Consider the following 14,758-nt stretch of genomic DNA (forward strand, 5'->3'; position numbering starts at 1 on the left):
TATGCAACACCGCTCTGATGTAGAGGCCGCCGATGCACTGAAACATGCTTACGAGCAAATACGTGCAGAAATTGGAAAAGTAATCATAGGACAGGACGAAGTTATTAAATTCGTCCTGATCTCTATTTTCAGCAACGGGCATTGTCTGTTGGTTGGCGTACCCGGCCTGGCCAAAACGCTGCTGGTACAAACCGTAGCCCAGGTGCTCGACCTCGACTTCAAACGCATACAGTTTACGCCCGATTTGATGCCCTCAGACATCATCGGATCTGAAATACTGGGCGAAGACCGCAACTTTAAATTCATCCCCGGCCCGGTGTTCTCTAACATCATCCTGGCCGATGAGATAAACCGTACCCCGCCAAAAACGCAGGCTGCCTTATTAGAGGCCATGCAGGAAAAAGCCGTTACAGCGGCGGGCGTTACGCACAAATTAGCCAAACCATTTTTCGTACTGGCTACCCAGAACCCCATAGAGCAGGAAGGCACTTACCCGTTGCCCGAAGCACAACTGGACAGGTTCATGTTCAACGTGGCCTTAAACTACCCTTCTTTTAAAGAAGAGTTACAGGTAGTAAAAAATACTACCAGCACTCACCAGGTTACGGTAAACAAGCAATTGAACGCCGATCAGATTATCTATTTCCAGCAGTTGGTGCGCAATATACCGGTTACCGATAACGTGTTGGAGTATGCCGTTAAGCTGGTATCTAAAACCCGCCCCGATAGCGAGTTCGCAACCCCGCAGGTAAAACGGTTGCTTAACTGGGGCGCTGGGCCTCGCGCATCGCAGTTCCTTATCCTGGGGGCCAAATGCCACGCTGTACTCAACGGAAAGTATTCCCCCGACATTGAAGATGTGAAGGCGGTTGCCAAGCCTATATTAAGCCACCGCATCGTGCGCAGCTACCACGCCGAAGCCGAAGGTTTATCGGCAAGCGACATTATCGAACAATTATTTTAAGAAACGTTATATAACAAAAAACGCTAAGCCGATAAGCTTAGCGTTTTTTGTTATAAGTTAAGTTTCCTATAGCTTATTCTACCGTTGAAAATATCTCCAGCAATACGTTCCATTTGTGAGTGGCATCCATCTCCCAAATACGCACGTAGTTATAGTTGTTTACGATATTGCCTTTACGTATGCGGGCGGTGCCGTAGCTGTAGGCCATATCGTTGCTGGTAGAACGGCCTGCATTTACCGTTTGCGATGAAATGCTGATGCCCTCGCTGGCTATGAAATCTGAAACTTTCTCTTTACCCTTTATAGGCTCAAAACCCGGGAAATAATACATGCCACCAGGGCTTAAAAACTCTTTGTAAGCCGCCCTGGCCGACATACCCTGCAGTTGGTTAAGGATCTTATCAGAGTCCATTATCAGCCTTTTGCCGTTGAATGGGTCCTTGCTTGCCGCAACCTGCTTAGTAAGGTCGGGTTCCTCGAAATCAGTTGCCGCTTCGCTCTCCGGCTCCGGGTGTTGTATGCCCAAGTCTATCAACAGCTTATAGCGGTTCTCGGTTGGGTCAAGCTTCCATACCGAAACGTACTGGCCAAAAACCTTATCATCGTCGGTTTTGCCGTTTTGGTAAACGTATGGGCCGGCGGTAAAGCCCAGATCGCCGTTGGCAGATACACGGGCAACTTTTGGTTTCCAGGTAAGCTTGCCGGGTTGTTTATCTATTGTGGCGTAAAACTCAGATATCTTTACCGCGTTTGGTTTAAAAACTATCCCCTCCGGATCGGCAACGGCCAAAAAGCCTGCTTTGATACCTTTACGCTCAACCAGGTTGTTGAAGTCTATCTCGGCATTTACTATCCTGCTTACTTCAACAGGTTTTGTTTGTGCCGATGCGTGCTGGACAAGTCCAGATAAAACGAAGGCAGCTATCAATAATTTTTTCATAGTGTGTAGTGGGCAATATTTATTGTTCGCATTATAAATGTAAGCATACCCGGCTTACATTCAATGTGTTATGATCGTTAAAAAAGGTTAAATCCGTATCCAATCGGTATTGCCTTGTTTGTTATCATTCAGTTGGAAACCTATTTGCTTTAGCCCCTCCCTTATCTTGTCAGAAGTGGCGTAATCCTTATTGGCCTTTGCCTGGTTGCGCAGGTTTACAATTAAACCAAGCAAACCGGCTGTGTCGCCTCCTTCGTTATCTTCTTGTTTCAACCCTAAAACATCATAAAAGAAATCGTTGTAGGTTTTCTTCATCCGTTCGAAAGTTGCGGCCGACACAGCACCCGAGTTGCGGGTAGCATCAGCAAATGAATTTGCCCACTTGGAAAGGTTGTTTAATGCCTCTAACGTCTTTGGCGAATTAAAATTGTCGTTCATGCCGTTATAGCAATCTTCGCATGCCGATGCAATCTCGTTCTCTGCCTCGTCATCAACAGCAACCAGGGGGTTTTGTTGCAATGCACTTAACTTTTTAGCGGCTTCGGCCAGTCTTTTATAGAATTTCTCGGCTGCATCCAGTGCCTCGTTAGAAAAATCGACCGTACTGCGGTAGCTTGCCTGCAAAAAGAAAAAACGCACCACCATGGGGCTATAACCTCTTTTTAGTAAGGCGTGCGTGCCCTCAAACAACTCGTGCGGCAAGAAACTGTTTCCCAAAGATTTGGACATTTTTTGGCCGTTCACCGTAAGCATATTGGTATGCAACCAATAGCGGGCGGGCGTATTGCCACAACTGGCTACGTTTTGCGCAATCTCGTTGGTGTGGTGTGTGGCCATCAGGTCCATTCCGCCACCGTGGATATCGAACTGGTGCCCCAGGTATTTATTGCTCATGGCCGAGCACTCCAGGTGCCAGCCGGGGAAGCCTACGCCCCATGGCGATGGCCATTTCATCAGGTGCTCGGGCTTGGCCTTTATCCAAAGGGCAAAATCCAGCTTGCCGTGCTTTTCGTGCTGGCCGCCCAAAGCACGGGTGTTATTCAGCATATCTTCCAGCTTGCGACCGTTTAATATACCGTAATCCTGGGTTTGGTTGTATTTCTCTACGTCGAAGTATATCGAACCATCCACCTCATAGGCGTAGCCTTTCTCCAATATCACTTTCACCAGCTCAATCTGTTCGATGATATGGCCTGTGGCGGTAGGCTCTATGCTCGGCGGCAGGGCGTTGAAAATCTTCATCACATCGTGGAAATCCACGGTGTAGCGCTGCACTATCTCCATAGGCTCTAAAGCCGATAGCCTTGCTTTTTTTGATACTTTATCCTCGCCCTCGTCTGCATCGCCCTCCAGGTGGCCGGCATCGGTAATATTGCGCACGTAGCGTACTTTGTAACCCAGGTGCAGCAGGTACCTGAAAATTAAATCGAAGCTGATAAAGGTGCGGCAGTTGCCCAAATGCACATCGCTATATACGGTAGGCCCGCAAACATACATCCCTACATGGGGCGCATCAAGTGGGATAAATTCTTCTTTTTTACGTGTTAAACTGTTGTAAACAAACAATTTTTGTTCCATGAGCGCAAACTTACAATTTTTAGGGTTCAAGTATGATAAATCCCGGCCTATCTCATTCAATATTACCCAAACTTAACTATTCAGCAAAAAACCAAAAGTGTACCTGGGCTGATAGCCGAAGTACCGTGTAGCTTTCCCACAATCATAAACCCTATCAATGCTTTGCGGAAATTGCCAGCCTTTAGCCGTGTAGATAGCCTCTGCCTGCGGGTAATATTTCAGGATTACCGCTCGCGGATTATGCTTAAGCTCCACAACGTCTTCCCTTCTAAACGGCGAACCGCTGCTGATGTTGAATAGCTCGAAATTGGCGAAATCTGCCTCCAACGCCAGGCGCAGGGCTTCGGCACCGTCGCGTTCATCCAGTCCACGATAGAGACGATGGTTCAGCTTAAGATTATCATCTTCGGGCAAAAACCGCCCAACGCGATAAACGGAGGCCTGCAGGCCTTCCTTATTGAAAAAATCGCGGCAAAGCTGTTCTGCGGCTTGCTTGGAAATATCGTAGATATCGCGTGGGCGCTCTATAAGTGTTTCGTCAACCCAAACGGCTTTATCCTTATCTACCATGGCCTCGCCATAAATGGATGTAGTGCTGGTGTACAAGAACTTACTAACACCCTGCGCTACACAGGCTTCCAGCAAATTCAGTGTACCCAGGATATTGGCTTGTATAAACGGTTCGCGGGGATAGCCCAGCTCATAATGCTTGCCGTGAAGGGCCGCTGTATGGATAATGGCATCGAAGCCCTTTACTGCGGAGGCTACCGCTGCCTTATCTTGTATATCTATAAGTGCATTTGTGGTATCGGCCGGTATTAAATCGATACCGGCAACCTGGTGGCCGTATGCTTTAAGTTGCCTTACGGTTGCACTGCCTAACTGGCCCGAGGAGCCGGTAACCAAAACATTCATAAAGGGGGTATGTATAGCGGGGTAATCTAATTTATTTTAACAGTACATCGGCCCATACCGGGTAATGGTCCGAAAGTTTCTTTTGGATGATCTGATAGTTCAATATATCAAACTGCGGGCTCACCATAATATAATCTATCTGGTAGTTGGGGAAATCGCCGTTATAGGTTCGCCCCAGGCCCGAGCCTTTCTCCAGGAAAGCGTTTTTCATGCCCAGCGCCATCGTGTTAACGGCAAACGAAGCTGGCGTATCGTTAAAATCACCGGAATAGATGTATGGATAGGGACACTCTTTGGCGTGAGCCTTTACGGTGTAAACCTGATCGGCGCGTTTCAGGAAAGCTATCTTAAGTTTAGTGCCCAGGCGCTTGGTGGCCGTCATATTGGTTTTGCCTTTTTTGGATACCTCGCCCAGGTATTTGTAATCTTCCGGCTCGAACTTGATGGATTGCAGGTGCATACTATACAGCCTTATCTTCTTGTCGCCCTTCTGAATATCGACGAAGAGGCATTGGTTTCCCGTCATTTTACCCGAAAGCGAAACCAGCCCGAAGTTAAAAATAGGGTAGCGCGAGAAGATAGCCATGCCCGATGCCTGGTCGTAATTTACATCGAAGGGTTCGAAATAATAGAACTCGCTGTTCAATATCTTTTTAATGGAGTCTATCATATCGTACTGCCCGCGCCGACGGGTATAAAACTCCTGTATGCCTATTACATCAGGATTATTCTGGGCAATGAGTTCCAGTATTTCATGCTTGGTAGAAATATCGTTATTGGCCCCGTAGCGCTTAAAATCGTGCGCGTTGTAGGTCATGATACGCAGCGAATTGGGTTGTGTTGGCCTGGCGATATCTTTTTGCGTGCGGAAGCCGATATTATTGACCAAAACCTTATACCCCATGAGGATAGTGATTGCCGACAGCGCGAAATACAGCCTGCGCCTGAACAACCAATAAACCACCATAATCAGATTGAACAACAGCAAAGGCGGATAAGCCAACCCGAAGAACGCGATGAGCCAGGCCTTTCGCGGATCGAGGTAGGGGGCCAGGTAACTCAGCAACAAAGCCAGGCACAACGCATAATTGCACCACAACAATATCTTGCCGAAAAACCCTAAGCTTTTTTTATCCTTCATTATGGTTGCTTGCGCGGGACAGTGTTTCTTTCTCCTGCTTGCTCAGACTATCGTAGCCGGATGCGGAAATTTTATCTAAAATACGGTCGATTTCGTCTTGCCGGGGCATATTAGCCGCTTTTTTTTGCGGATGGTTAAAGCTTACCACTTTCATTTTGGGTTTAGGGGCAAACAGTTTGTTGATACCCATTATCCAATCGTTGCCCTTTTGCATTTGCTTGATATACACAAAACCGAATAAAGCACCACCAAGGTGGGCAATTTCGCCGCCAGCGTTGCCGCCGGCAATGCTCAAATAATCTAACAAAACAATAAAAAGGGCAACCCATTTTAGCTTAACAGGGCCAATAAATATGATGGATATGGTATAATCGGGCAGTAGCGTAGCAGTGGCCACAATAACGGCCATTACACTGGCCGATGCGCCAACAATAACACCTCCTGCCGCAGCATTCATGCTGGTAAAAGCAGGGAATATATTATAAGCGGCTACAAATAAAAACCCGCCTGTAAGGCCGCCCAAGAGGTACAATCCAATTGTACGCTTATTGCCCACAAATTCTTCAAATATTTGCCCAAACCAATACAGCCATAGCATATTAAACAAAATGTGCAACACGCCTGCATGCATAAACATGTAGGTAAATGGTGTCCAGAAACGGAAAAGCAGGGTGTGCAGGTCGGCTGGTAACAGTAGATATTTTTCTGATAGTGCAATAATAGCGCTATTACCAAACCCGCGGAATAACTGCTCGATGATAGCGGGTACATTGATACCCAAATAAACAATCACATTTATGCCTATAAGCAATGTGAGTTTATTGCCCGACTTTAGTAATTTATATTGGATATCTCGCCAAAGAGTGTTCATAAACGGTAGCGGTATTTGCTATGTTAACAAATGAAAATTAATAGTAATTGTTTGTCTTTTTCATACCCCATATTTTAATTAAAATAAAGCCGATAAGCGCACCGCCCAAATGAGCGAAATGTGCAACATTATCGCCGGGTGCCTGCCTTACTCCAGAAAAAAGTTCCAAAATAACGTAGCCAATGACATAATATTTAGCTTTAATAGGAACTGGTAAAAAAATGATCATCATTTCAAGTTCGGGAAATAACAAACCAAAGCCAACTAAAATACCGAATACAGCTCCCGAGGCACCAACCATAGGGAAATTATAAATGCTGTATAATTTTATAGCCTGTTCCTGCCCTCCGCCATAATTAAAATAAGAACTTTCAACTTCGGGATGTGGTATAGTAAATGTTCCGGTTATCCCATGCAGTTGTATCGCTTGCACGACCATATATAGCGCAAATGCACCAAGACCTGTAATGAAATAGTAATTAAAAAAACGCTTGGAACCCATTGTCTGTTCGAGTATGGGGCCGAACATAAAGACGGCAAACATATTAAAGAAGATATGTGTAAATCCGCCATGCATAAACATGTAAGTTATAGGCTGCCATGGTTTAAACAACGGCGATGCCGGGTAAAAAGCGCCCAAAAGCTTCTCAAGTTCAACAAATTGCTGCAAGGCGTAGGTTGCTACAAAGAAAAGAATATTGATGATGATAAGGTTTTTAACAACCGGTGTTAAATTGGCAAATGGTGATTGCATGTGTATGTTAAAATATATTTAAGGCCTTCAGGTTATTTCTCAAACCGCTCGGCTAATTCGTTCAATGTAAAGGTAGTAATTACAGGCTTGCCATTCAGGGCCAAATTTGGCATCTGGCAGGCAAAAAGCTGGTCTATCAGTTGGTTCATCTCTTCCATAGATAATTTTACGCCGGTTTTTATGGCAGCGTTGCGCGCCAGCGAGCGGGCAAGGTTATCGCGTTTATCTAACTTTAAAATAGCCAGGTTGTTTTTAAACCCCTCCAGCAGATGTTCCAGCAGCTCGTGCTCGTTGGCATTGTTGATATCTGCGGGGATGCCCTCTACCACCACCGTGTTTTTGCCAAATTCGCGTATATCGAAACCCAGGGCGCGTATATCGGGCAAAAGCTCTCTCAATAACTCAAAATCGGCACTATTTAGTGTAACCGATTGCGGAAATAAGCTCTGCTGGCTCACGCCGCTATGGTTCTGCAATTGCTGCAGGTAGCGTTCGTACAAAATACGCTCGTGTGCCCATTGCTGGTGTATGAGCATGAATCCCGATTTGATCTGCGAGAGGATAAACCGGTTATGCACCTGGAAAAACTGCTTCTCGCTGCTTTTGCTTATCTCCTGATCATTCACCGAGGTGCTTTGCTGTTCGTGCATCTCGTGCTGCAGGTTCTCATCGCGCCGGGCAATTTCGTACAGCGTATCCCAGTTTTTGGGTATGGCTTGCTGCGGACTGCCGCTATCGCGCAGGAAAGGAAATTCGCGTGCGGGCCGTTTCTCTGCTGCAAAGGGGTTAAAATCGGGGTTGAAGGCAATGGTAGGCTGAACGATTTCCTCGAAAGGCTTTTGCGTAATAAGGTGCCCTATGCTGTTCTCCTGGTCAAAATCCAAGGTCGGCGTTATATTGTATTTACCCAGCGAACGTTTCACGGCCGAGCGGATGATGGCGTAAATGGCTTTCTCGTCCTGATACTTAATTTCCGTTTTGGTTGGATGTACGTTGATATCTATCTTGGATGGGTCGATATCGATAAACAGCACATACAGCGGGTAGGCATCCTCGGGCAACAGCTCTTCAAATGCCGTGAGCACCGCATGGTTCAGATAAGCATCCTTAATAAAACGGTTGTTCACAAAGAAGAACTGTTCGCCGCGTGTTTTGCGGGCAAACTCGGGCTTGCCTACGTAACCGTTCAGGCGGATGATGGTGGTATCTTCCTCCACAGGCACCAATCGCTGGTTATAATTATTCCCTAATAAGTGTATGATGCGTTGCTTTAACGATGCAGCAGGCAGGTGGTAAACTTCCTGCCCATCGTGGTGCATGGTTAAAAACACACCCGGGTTGGCCAGTGCCACGCGCTGAAATTCATCTATAATATGGCGCATCTCCACCGGGTTGCTTTTTAAAAAGTTGCGGCGGGCGGGCGTATTATAAAAAAGGTTCTTGATGGATATAGAAGTACCCGTATTGGCCGAGCAGGGTTCCTGCTTTATCACTTCGCTGCCTTCAATGCAAATGCAGGTACCCAGTTCATCCTCGTGGCGGCGGCTTTTCAGTTCTACCTGCGCAATGGCGGCAATAGATGCCATCGCCTCGCCGCGAAAACCCATGGTACGGATGGCAAAAAGGTCCTCCGCCTTGCGTATTTTTGATGTGGCGTGCCGCTCAAAGCACATGCGGGCATCGGTAAGGCTCATGCCGCAGCCATTATCTATTACCTGTATCAATGCTTTGCCGGCATCTTTCAATATCAGCTGTATTTTATCCGCACCTGCATCTATAGCATTCTCTATCAATTCTTTTACTGCCGATGCGGGGCGCTGCACCACTTCGCCTGCGGCTATCTGGTTGGCTACCGAATCGGGTAAAAGCTGTATTATATCTGGCATTTAAACGTATTTCCCTCCTCCCGATTTTCCCGGGATCAATTTCGATGCTAAATTAAATATTTGATTGCATAACTTTACCTTTACATGTTTGTATATACTTTCAACGTTATCTAATTTACATCCACCTGTTTTTTATATGAAGAAACTCTGGCCCTTGCTGTTTGTTCTGATTGCCGCTTGTAAGCAAAAAGAATACAATGCCGATACCCTCGTAAAAAATGCCCTCGTTTACACTGTCGACAGCAACTTTACTACCGCCAATGCCTTCGTTATTAGCAACGGCAAAATAATAGCCGTAGGCAACGCCGATACCCTCGAACAAAAATATTTAGCCAAAGAAACCATTGATGCCGGCGGCAAAGCCGTTTACCCCGGCTTTATTGATGCCCACGCGCACTTTTATGAATATGGCTTGGGCTTACAGGAAGTAAAACTGGTGGGCAGCAAAAGCTGGCAGGCGGTGGTGGATACCGTAAGTGCTTACGCCCGCAAAAACTCCGAAGGCTGGATCATAGGCAATGGCTGGGACCAAAACATCTGGGCCGTAAAACAATTCCCCAACAAAGCCAAACTCGATTCCTTATTCCCGGTTCGCCCGGTTATTCTGAGCAGGATAGACGGCCACGCCGCCATAGCCAACCAGGCTGCTTTAAATATAGCCGGCATTAAACCCGGCCAAACCATCACCGGCGGGCAGATAGAAACCATCGGCGGCGAACTTACCGGCATACTGGTTGATAATGCCGTGGGCATAGTAACCCGCAAAATACCCGAGCCAAGCGAGCAGATTGTGCAATCGGCCTTACTGGATGCGCAGCGCAACTGCTTTGCCGTGGGTTTAACCACCGTGGATGATTGCGGCCTGCCCTACACCATGGTAAGCACCATTGCATCGTTACAGCACAAAGGCGACCTGAAGATGCGCATGTACCTGATGCTGGCCGACAAAGAAGAAAATTACGAATACCTGTTTAAACGTGGTGCCTACAAAACACCATCGCTGAACGTACGTGCGTTTAAGGTATATGCCGATGGTGCCCTCGGTTCGCGCGGGGCCTGCCTTTTAAAACCTTATGCTGATAAAGCGAATTGGAACGGCTTTTTGCTGAGCAGCAAGGCGCATTTTGAAGAAGTGGCCAAAAAGATAGCCGCCAACGGTTTCCAGATGTGTACGCATGCCATAGGCGATTCGGCCAACCGGGTGATACTGAAAGTGTATGCCGATGTACTGAAAGGCAAGAACGATAAACGTTGGCGTATTGAGCATTCGCAGATCGTATCCCCGCAGGATGTAAAATACTTTGGCGAGTACAGCATCATCCCATCGGTGCAGCCAACGCATGCCACATCTGATATGGCATGGGCCATCAACCGCCTGGGTACCGAGCGACTTAAAAGTGCTTACGCTTATAAAGACCTGATGAAGCAAAACGGCTGGATACCGCTGGGTACCGATTTCCCGGTAGAAAATATTAACCCCATGTACACGTTTTATGCTGCCGTGGTACGCAAGGACCTGAAGGGCTCGCCTGCCACAGGTTTCCAAATGAATAACGCCCTCAGCCGCATTGAAGCCTTACGGGGCATGACCGTTTGGGCGGCCAAAGCCAACTTTGAGGAGAAAGAAAAGGGCAGCATAGAAGTAGGCAAATATGCCGATTTTGTGATACTGGATAAGGATATAATGAAGGTGGATGGCAGCGAGCTGCCTAATGTGAAAGTAATAAAGACATATATCAATGGTGTTAAGGTTTATGACCAAAAATAGGCAGCGCATTTATCTGCTGCTTTTATCGGGGTTCGTTATTTTCAATTCGGCATGCGCGCAAAACCCGCCCAATGGCAAAGCCTTTTTGCAAGAGCAAAAGGCCGCCGAGCAAAGCACCGTACTGCTCAACAACGATAAGCAAATTATCCCGCTGCAAAACCTGGATGTTGCCAAGATAGCCAGCATCCGGTTCTCCGGCGCCTACACTGCAGCATTCGATAGCCTGCTGAACAAGTACGCCAGGGTTGATCTCTTTAAAGGCAATGATTACCTCGGCCTTAAGTCACTCGATGCTTTATCGCTGGATACCAAGTTTTACAATACCCTTATTGTACAACTGGCCGATGCGGACCTGAACAACCCGCAGATACTCGATTTTATCACTACCAATCAAAAGCTAAAGAACGTAGTGGTTTCGCTTTTGGGGAGCGATAAATCGCTGGCTAAACTGAATGAGGTTGCAGGGCCGTTGCTATGGTCTACCCAAGTTACGCCGGTATCCGCTATGTTCAGCGCCCAGGCCATATTCGGCGGGGTGGCGGTAACGCAAAAACTTACAAAAGGCTATACCCCAAAATACGCCAATGGCACAGGCGCGCTCACGGCAAAAATACGCCTGCAATACACTGTGCCCGAAGATGCGGGTATTAATGCCGAAAACTTAACAGACATCGATAAAATTGCCCAGGAAGCCATCGGTAGCCAGGCTACTCCCGGTTGCGTGGTGATGGTGATAAAAGATGGCAAAGTAATCTTCAACAAAGCCTATGGCTACCATACCTACCGCAACGATATACCCGACCGCATAACCGACATCTTCGATGTGGCCAGTATGACTAAAATTTCGGCCACCACCATGGAAGCCATGCAGCTTTACGATCAGGGTAAGCTGGCGCTCGATTCTACCGCCGGCACCTACCTGGCACTGGCGCGTAAAAGCAATATCAAAACCCTTACCGTGCGCGAACTGCTGGAGCACCAGGCCGGCCTGATACCCGACATACAAACCTTCAGCAAAATAAAACCTACTGATTATACGGTAGATTCTTCGGCCAACTTCCCCACCAAGGTGAACGAGAATTATTACCTGCGCAAAAATTACTTTGAAGAAGTGATGTGGCCTGATATGCTGAACGCCCCTGTAAAAACCCGCGGGCAATACGTGTACAGCGATGTAGGCATGTGCATTATGCAGCAAATAGTAGAAACCGTTACGGCCAGGCCTATTAACCACTATGTGCAGCAGCAGTTTTATAACCCGCTGGGCATGCAAACCGCAGGCTACCTGCCCTTATACCGTTTCCCTGTTGACAGGATACCGCCAACCGAAGACGATAAAAAAGACCGCCGTACCGTGATAGATGGCTACGTGCACGACCCCACTGCGGCCCTGATGGGTGGCGTGGCAGGCCATGCAGGCCTGTTTGCCAGCGCAAACGATATTGGTATTATGTACCAGATGATGCTGAACCGCGGCAGCTATGGCGGCGTGCAGTACATTAAACCCGAGACAGTGGATTTGTTTACGGCCAAGCAAAGTGCCGTAAGCCGCCGTGGCCTGGGTTTCGACCGTTGGGACCCTATACCTGAGCATAAATATCCCTCGCAACTGGCATCAGATCAGGCCTACGGGCATACCGGCTTTACCGGCACCTGCGTATGGGTAGACCCTAAGTACAACCTGGTTTACGTTTTCCTGTCTAATCGTGTGCACCCCAATGTAAGCAGTAAGCTGGGCAGCCTCAACATCCGCCCAAGGATACAGGATGTGGTTTATGCAGCGATAACTAAGGGGATGTAAAAGTTCCCTCATCAAACATACGTCCATCCCAATTCGTCATTTCGAGCGAGCGAAAGGCTGGGTTGTGAGCAGGAGCGACGAGAAATCTTGTTAGCGCGATAGTTGCGTTATGCTTAGTGTAGCTGCTTGGCGGCTTTGCATATTTAACAAGTTTTCTCACCCAGTCCCGCACCACCCAGCGCTTCAGGATTCGAAATGACATAGAGTAGCGTTGTTGTGGTCTCCCCCCTACTCCAACACTACTTTCTGATGCTGGTAAGGTATTTCTACATCGGCAAAGCCCTTCTCTTTCAGCTTTTCGGCAAAGTGCTGCTGCACCTCGTATTCGCCATGCACCAGGAAAAGTTTTTTTACCAGTTTAGGGTCCTGGCTGTTGAGGAAATGAAGCAAATCGTCGTAATCGCCATGGGCGCTCATGCTTTTTATCGATTGCACTTCGGCTACAACGGTATATTCGTCCCCGAAGATGCGCACCTCCTTTTCGCCACGCAGCAGGCGGCCTCCCAGCGAATTGGGCTCGGCATAGCCCACCATCAGTATGGTATTCTTTTGGTTGTTGATGTTGTTTTTAATGTGGTGCTTCACGCGGCCGGCCTCGGCCATGCCCGATGAGGAGATGATCACACAGGGCCGCACATCATCGTTCAGCGCGATGGATTCCTGGGTAGACTGCACGAACTTTAAACCCTTAAAGCCGAAGGGGTCGGCATCTACCTTCATCACTTCTTTCACGTCTTTATTATACACCTCGGGGTGGGCCTTCAATACCTGCGTAGCTTTCTCAGATAGCGGGCTATCTACATAATACGGCACATCGGGCAACACGCCTTTTAATTCCAGGGCATTTAAGGCATACAGCAATTCCTGCGTACGCCCCACGCTGAAGGCCGGGATAATTACTTTGCCTTTTTTTACCTCGCAGGTTTGTTTGATAATTTCCAGCAGGGCATCCTCTATAGGGCCAATATCTTTATGCAGGCTGTCGCCATAGGTCGATTCCAGCAAAATGTAATTTGCCTGCGGGAAAGTCTGTGGGTTATTTAGCAGCATATCGCCATAGCGGCCCACATCACCGCTGAAGGTGATATAGGTGGTTTTGCCGTTTTCCTGTACCGCCAGGTGTACAGCGGCGCTACCTAGCACGTGCCCGGCATCGGTAAACTTAAATTTAAGGTTGGGGGTAATATGATAAGCCTCGTGGTAATTTACAATCTTGAATAGACCCAGCGCTTTGATCACATCATCCTCGGTGTATAAAGCCTCCAGTAAAGGCAGGCCTTTACGCTCCCGGTGCTTATTGCTGTACTCCACATCCTGCTCCTGTATCTTGGCAGAATCTGCAAGCAATATCTTGCAAAGGTCCATTGTAGCGGCGGTACAAAATATCTGCCCTTCAAATCCCTCAGAAACCAGGCGCGGAATCAGTCCGCAATGATCAATATGCGCATGCGAGAGGATCAGGTAATCAACCTTAGTGGGGTTGAAGCCGAAATGCTCGTTCATCTCTTCGGTTTGTTCGCCCATGCCCTGGAACATACCGCAGTCTAAAAGTACGCTTGTGCCATCCTGCAGGCGCAAAAGGTGCTTGCTGCCGGTTACATTACGGGCAGCACCGTGAAAAGTAATATCCATGTATAATATATTGTGCGTAGAAGAACCAAACATGCACATAAAAGTTTGATAAATAAAAAACTAAGCACTTAGTTGTAATTTTCATTTTAATATTTTAACTTCGTATAACTAATAACTTAGTTTATCTCACACAACATGGAAATTAAAGATTTAACCCGCGCCGAAGAACAGATTATGCAGGTGCTTTGGCAGTTAAAGAAGGGCTTCGTAAAAGATGTTTTAGATATTTTGCCTGAGCCCAAACCTGCATACAACACGGTATCCACCATCATCAGGATACTGGAAACGAAGGGTTTTGTAGGACACACGGCTTACGGCAAAAGCCACGAATACCACCCCGTAGTGAGCAAAGAACAATACCAAAATTTTGCTGCCGATAAGCTGCTTAGCGGCTACTTCGATAACTCGGTAAACAGGATGCTTTCCTTTTTTGTGAAGAAAGAGAAGATAGATCTGAAAGAAGCCGACGAGATAATGAAACTGATTGAAAAACTAAAAGATAAATAGT

The 14,758-nt window shown here is 47.3% G+C and carries 12 protein-coding genes; 4 read left to right on the forward strand and 8 right to left on the reverse strand.

Annotated features, from left to right (window positions below; genetic code table 11):
- The first annotated feature begins 1 nt into the window (after position 1).
- Positions 2-964 (forward strand): AAA family ATPase, encoded by a 963-nt coding sequence (locus E2R66_RS08175; RefSeq protein ID WP_133228589.1) that lies wholly within the window; start codon positions 2-4, stop codon positions 962-964.
- 73 nt (positions 965-1,037) lie between these two features.
- Here E2R66_RS08175 and E2R66_RS08180 read toward each other — a convergent pair whose 3' ends face one another.
- The 7 genes from E2R66_RS08180 to mutL form a co-directional block, all read right to left on the reverse strand.
- Positions 1,038-1,904: a hypothetical protein gene (locus E2R66_RS08180; RefSeq protein ID WP_133228591.1), complete on the reverse strand. Its 867-nt coding sequence runs from the start codon at positions 1,902-1,904 to the stop codon at positions 1,038-1,040.
- Between the two features lie 87 nt (positions 1,905-1,991).
- Positions 1,992-3,482 carry a cysteine--tRNA ligase gene (gene cysS / locus E2R66_RS08185; RefSeq protein ID WP_133228594.1) on the reverse strand — a complete coding sequence of 497 codons (1,491 nt, stop codon included), beginning with the start codon at positions 3,480-3,482 and terminating at the stop codon, positions 1,992-1,994.
- Positions 3,483-3,554: 72 nt separating this feature from the next.
- A complete protein-coding gene (locus E2R66_RS08190) occupies positions 3,555-4,397 on the reverse strand; it encodes an NAD-dependent epimerase/dehydratase family protein (protein WP_133228597.1) in 843 nt (280 codons plus the stop codon).
- Between the two features lie 31 nt (positions 4,398-4,428).
- Positions 4,429-5,538 carry an endonuclease/exonuclease/phosphatase family protein gene (locus E2R66_RS08195; RefSeq protein WP_133228600.1) on the reverse strand — a complete coding sequence of 370 codons (1,110 nt, stop codon included), beginning with the start codon at positions 5,536-5,538 and terminating at the stop codon, positions 4,429-4,431.
- A complete protein-coding gene (locus E2R66_RS08200; protein WP_133228603.1) occupies positions 5,528-6,409 on the reverse strand; it encodes a rhomboid family intramembrane serine protease in 882 nt (293 codons plus the stop codon). Before E2R66_RS08200 ends, E2R66_RS08195 begins: the two co-directional genes overlap by 11 nt.
- 37 nt (positions 6,410-6,446) lie before the next feature.
- Positions 6,447-7,163, reverse strand: coding sequence for a rhomboid family intramembrane serine protease (locus E2R66_RS08205; protein ID WP_133228605.1), 717 nt, complete (start codon positions 7,161-7,163; stop codon positions 6,447-6,449).
- A gap of 32 nt (positions 7,164-7,195) precedes the next feature.
- Positions 7,196-9,049 carry a DNA mismatch repair endonuclease MutL gene (gene mutL, locus E2R66_RS08210; protein WP_133228608.1) on the reverse strand — a complete coding sequence of 618 codons (1,854 nt, stop codon included), beginning with the start codon at positions 9,047-9,049 and terminating at the stop codon, positions 7,196-7,198.
- Positions 9,050-9,185: 136 nt separating this feature from the next.
- On the opposite strand from mutL, the gene E2R66_RS08215 reads away from it, so the two are divergent.
- Entirely contained in the window at positions 9,186-10,817 is a 1,632-nt protein-coding gene (locus tag E2R66_RS08215; RefSeq protein WP_133228609.1) for an amidohydrolase, read from the forward strand.
- Complete coding sequence (locus tag E2R66_RS08220; protein ID WP_133228612.1) at positions 10,804-12,618, forward strand: serine hydrolase domain-containing protein; 1,815 nt, start codon at positions 10,804-10,806, stop codon at positions 12,616-12,618. The genes E2R66_RS08215 and E2R66_RS08220 overlap by 14 nt, the downstream gene beginning before the upstream one ends.
- A 228-nt stretch (positions 12,619-12,846) precedes the next feature.
- On the opposite strand, the gene E2R66_RS08225 is transcribed toward E2R66_RS08220, so the two are convergent.
- Complete coding sequence (locus E2R66_RS08225) at positions 12,847-14,250, reverse strand: MBL fold metallo-hydrolase RNA specificity domain-containing protein (protein WP_133228614.1); 1,404 nt, start codon at positions 14,248-14,250, stop codon at positions 12,847-12,849.
- 135 nt (positions 14,251-14,385) lie between these two features.
- Here E2R66_RS08225 and E2R66_RS08230 point away from each other — a divergent pair, with 135 nt between their 5' ends.
- On the forward strand, positions 14,386-14,757 hold the full coding sequence (locus E2R66_RS08230; protein WP_133228617.1) for a BlaI/MecI/CopY family transcriptional regulator: 372 nt from the start codon (positions 14,386-14,388) through the stop codon (positions 14,755-14,757).
- Position 14,758 lies beyond the last annotated feature (1 nt).

The sequence above is a fragment of the Mucilaginibacter psychrotolerans genome (assembly GCF_004519315.1).
GTDB classification, from domain to species: Bacteria; Bacteroidota; Bacteroidia; order Sphingobacteriales; family Sphingobacteriaceae; genus Mucilaginibacter; species Mucilaginibacter psychrotolerans.

What these genes read in the sequence shown, in the direction of transcription:
- E2R66_RS08175 (WP_133228589.1), top strand. Translation starts at nt 2, where the DNA reads ATGCAACACCGCTCTGATGTAGAGGCCGCCGATGCACTGAAACATGCT.
- E2R66_RS08180 (WP_133228591.1), bottom strand. Translation starts at nt 1,904, where the DNA reads ATGAAAAAATTATTGATAGCTGCCTTCGTTTTATCTGGACTTGTCCAG.
- cysS (WP_133228594.1), bottom strand. Translation starts at nt 3,482, where the DNA reads ATGGAACAAAAATTGTTTGTTTACAACAGTTTAACACGTAAAAAAGAA.
- E2R66_RS08190 (WP_133228597.1), bottom strand. Translation starts at nt 4,397, where the DNA reads ATGAATGTTTTGGTTACCGGCTCCTCGGGCCAGTTAGGCAGTGCAACC.
- E2R66_RS08195 (WP_133228600.1), bottom strand. Translation starts at nt 5,538, where the DNA reads ATGAAGGATAAAAAAAGCTTAGGGTTTTTCGGCAAGATATTGTTGTGG.
- E2R66_RS08200 (WP_133228603.1), bottom strand. Translation starts at nt 6,409, where the DNA reads ATGAACACTCTTTGGCGAGATATCCAATATAAATTACTAAAGTCGGGC.
- E2R66_RS08205 (WP_133228605.1), bottom strand. Translation starts at nt 7,163, where the DNA reads ATGCAATCACCATTTGCCAATTTAACACCGGTTGTTAAAAACCTTATC.
- mutL (WP_133228608.1), bottom strand. Translation starts at nt 9,049, where the DNA reads ATGCCAGATATAATACAGCTTTTACCCGATTCGGTAGCCAACCAGATA.
- E2R66_RS08215 (WP_133228609.1), top strand. Translation starts at nt 9,186, where the DNA reads ATGAAGAAACTCTGGCCCTTGCTGTTTGTTCTGATTGCCGCTTGTAAG.
- E2R66_RS08220 (WP_133228612.1), top strand. Translation starts at nt 10,804, where the DNA reads ATGACCAAAAATAGGCAGCGCATTTATCTGCTGCTTTTATCGGGGTTC.
- E2R66_RS08225 (WP_133228614.1), bottom strand. Translation starts at nt 14,250, where the DNA reads ATGGATATTACTTTTCACGGTGCTGCCCGTAATGTAACCGGCAGCAAG.
- E2R66_RS08230 (WP_133228617.1), top strand. Translation starts at nt 14,386, where the DNA reads ATGGAAATTAAAGATTTAACCCGCGCCGAAGAACAGATTATGCAGGTG.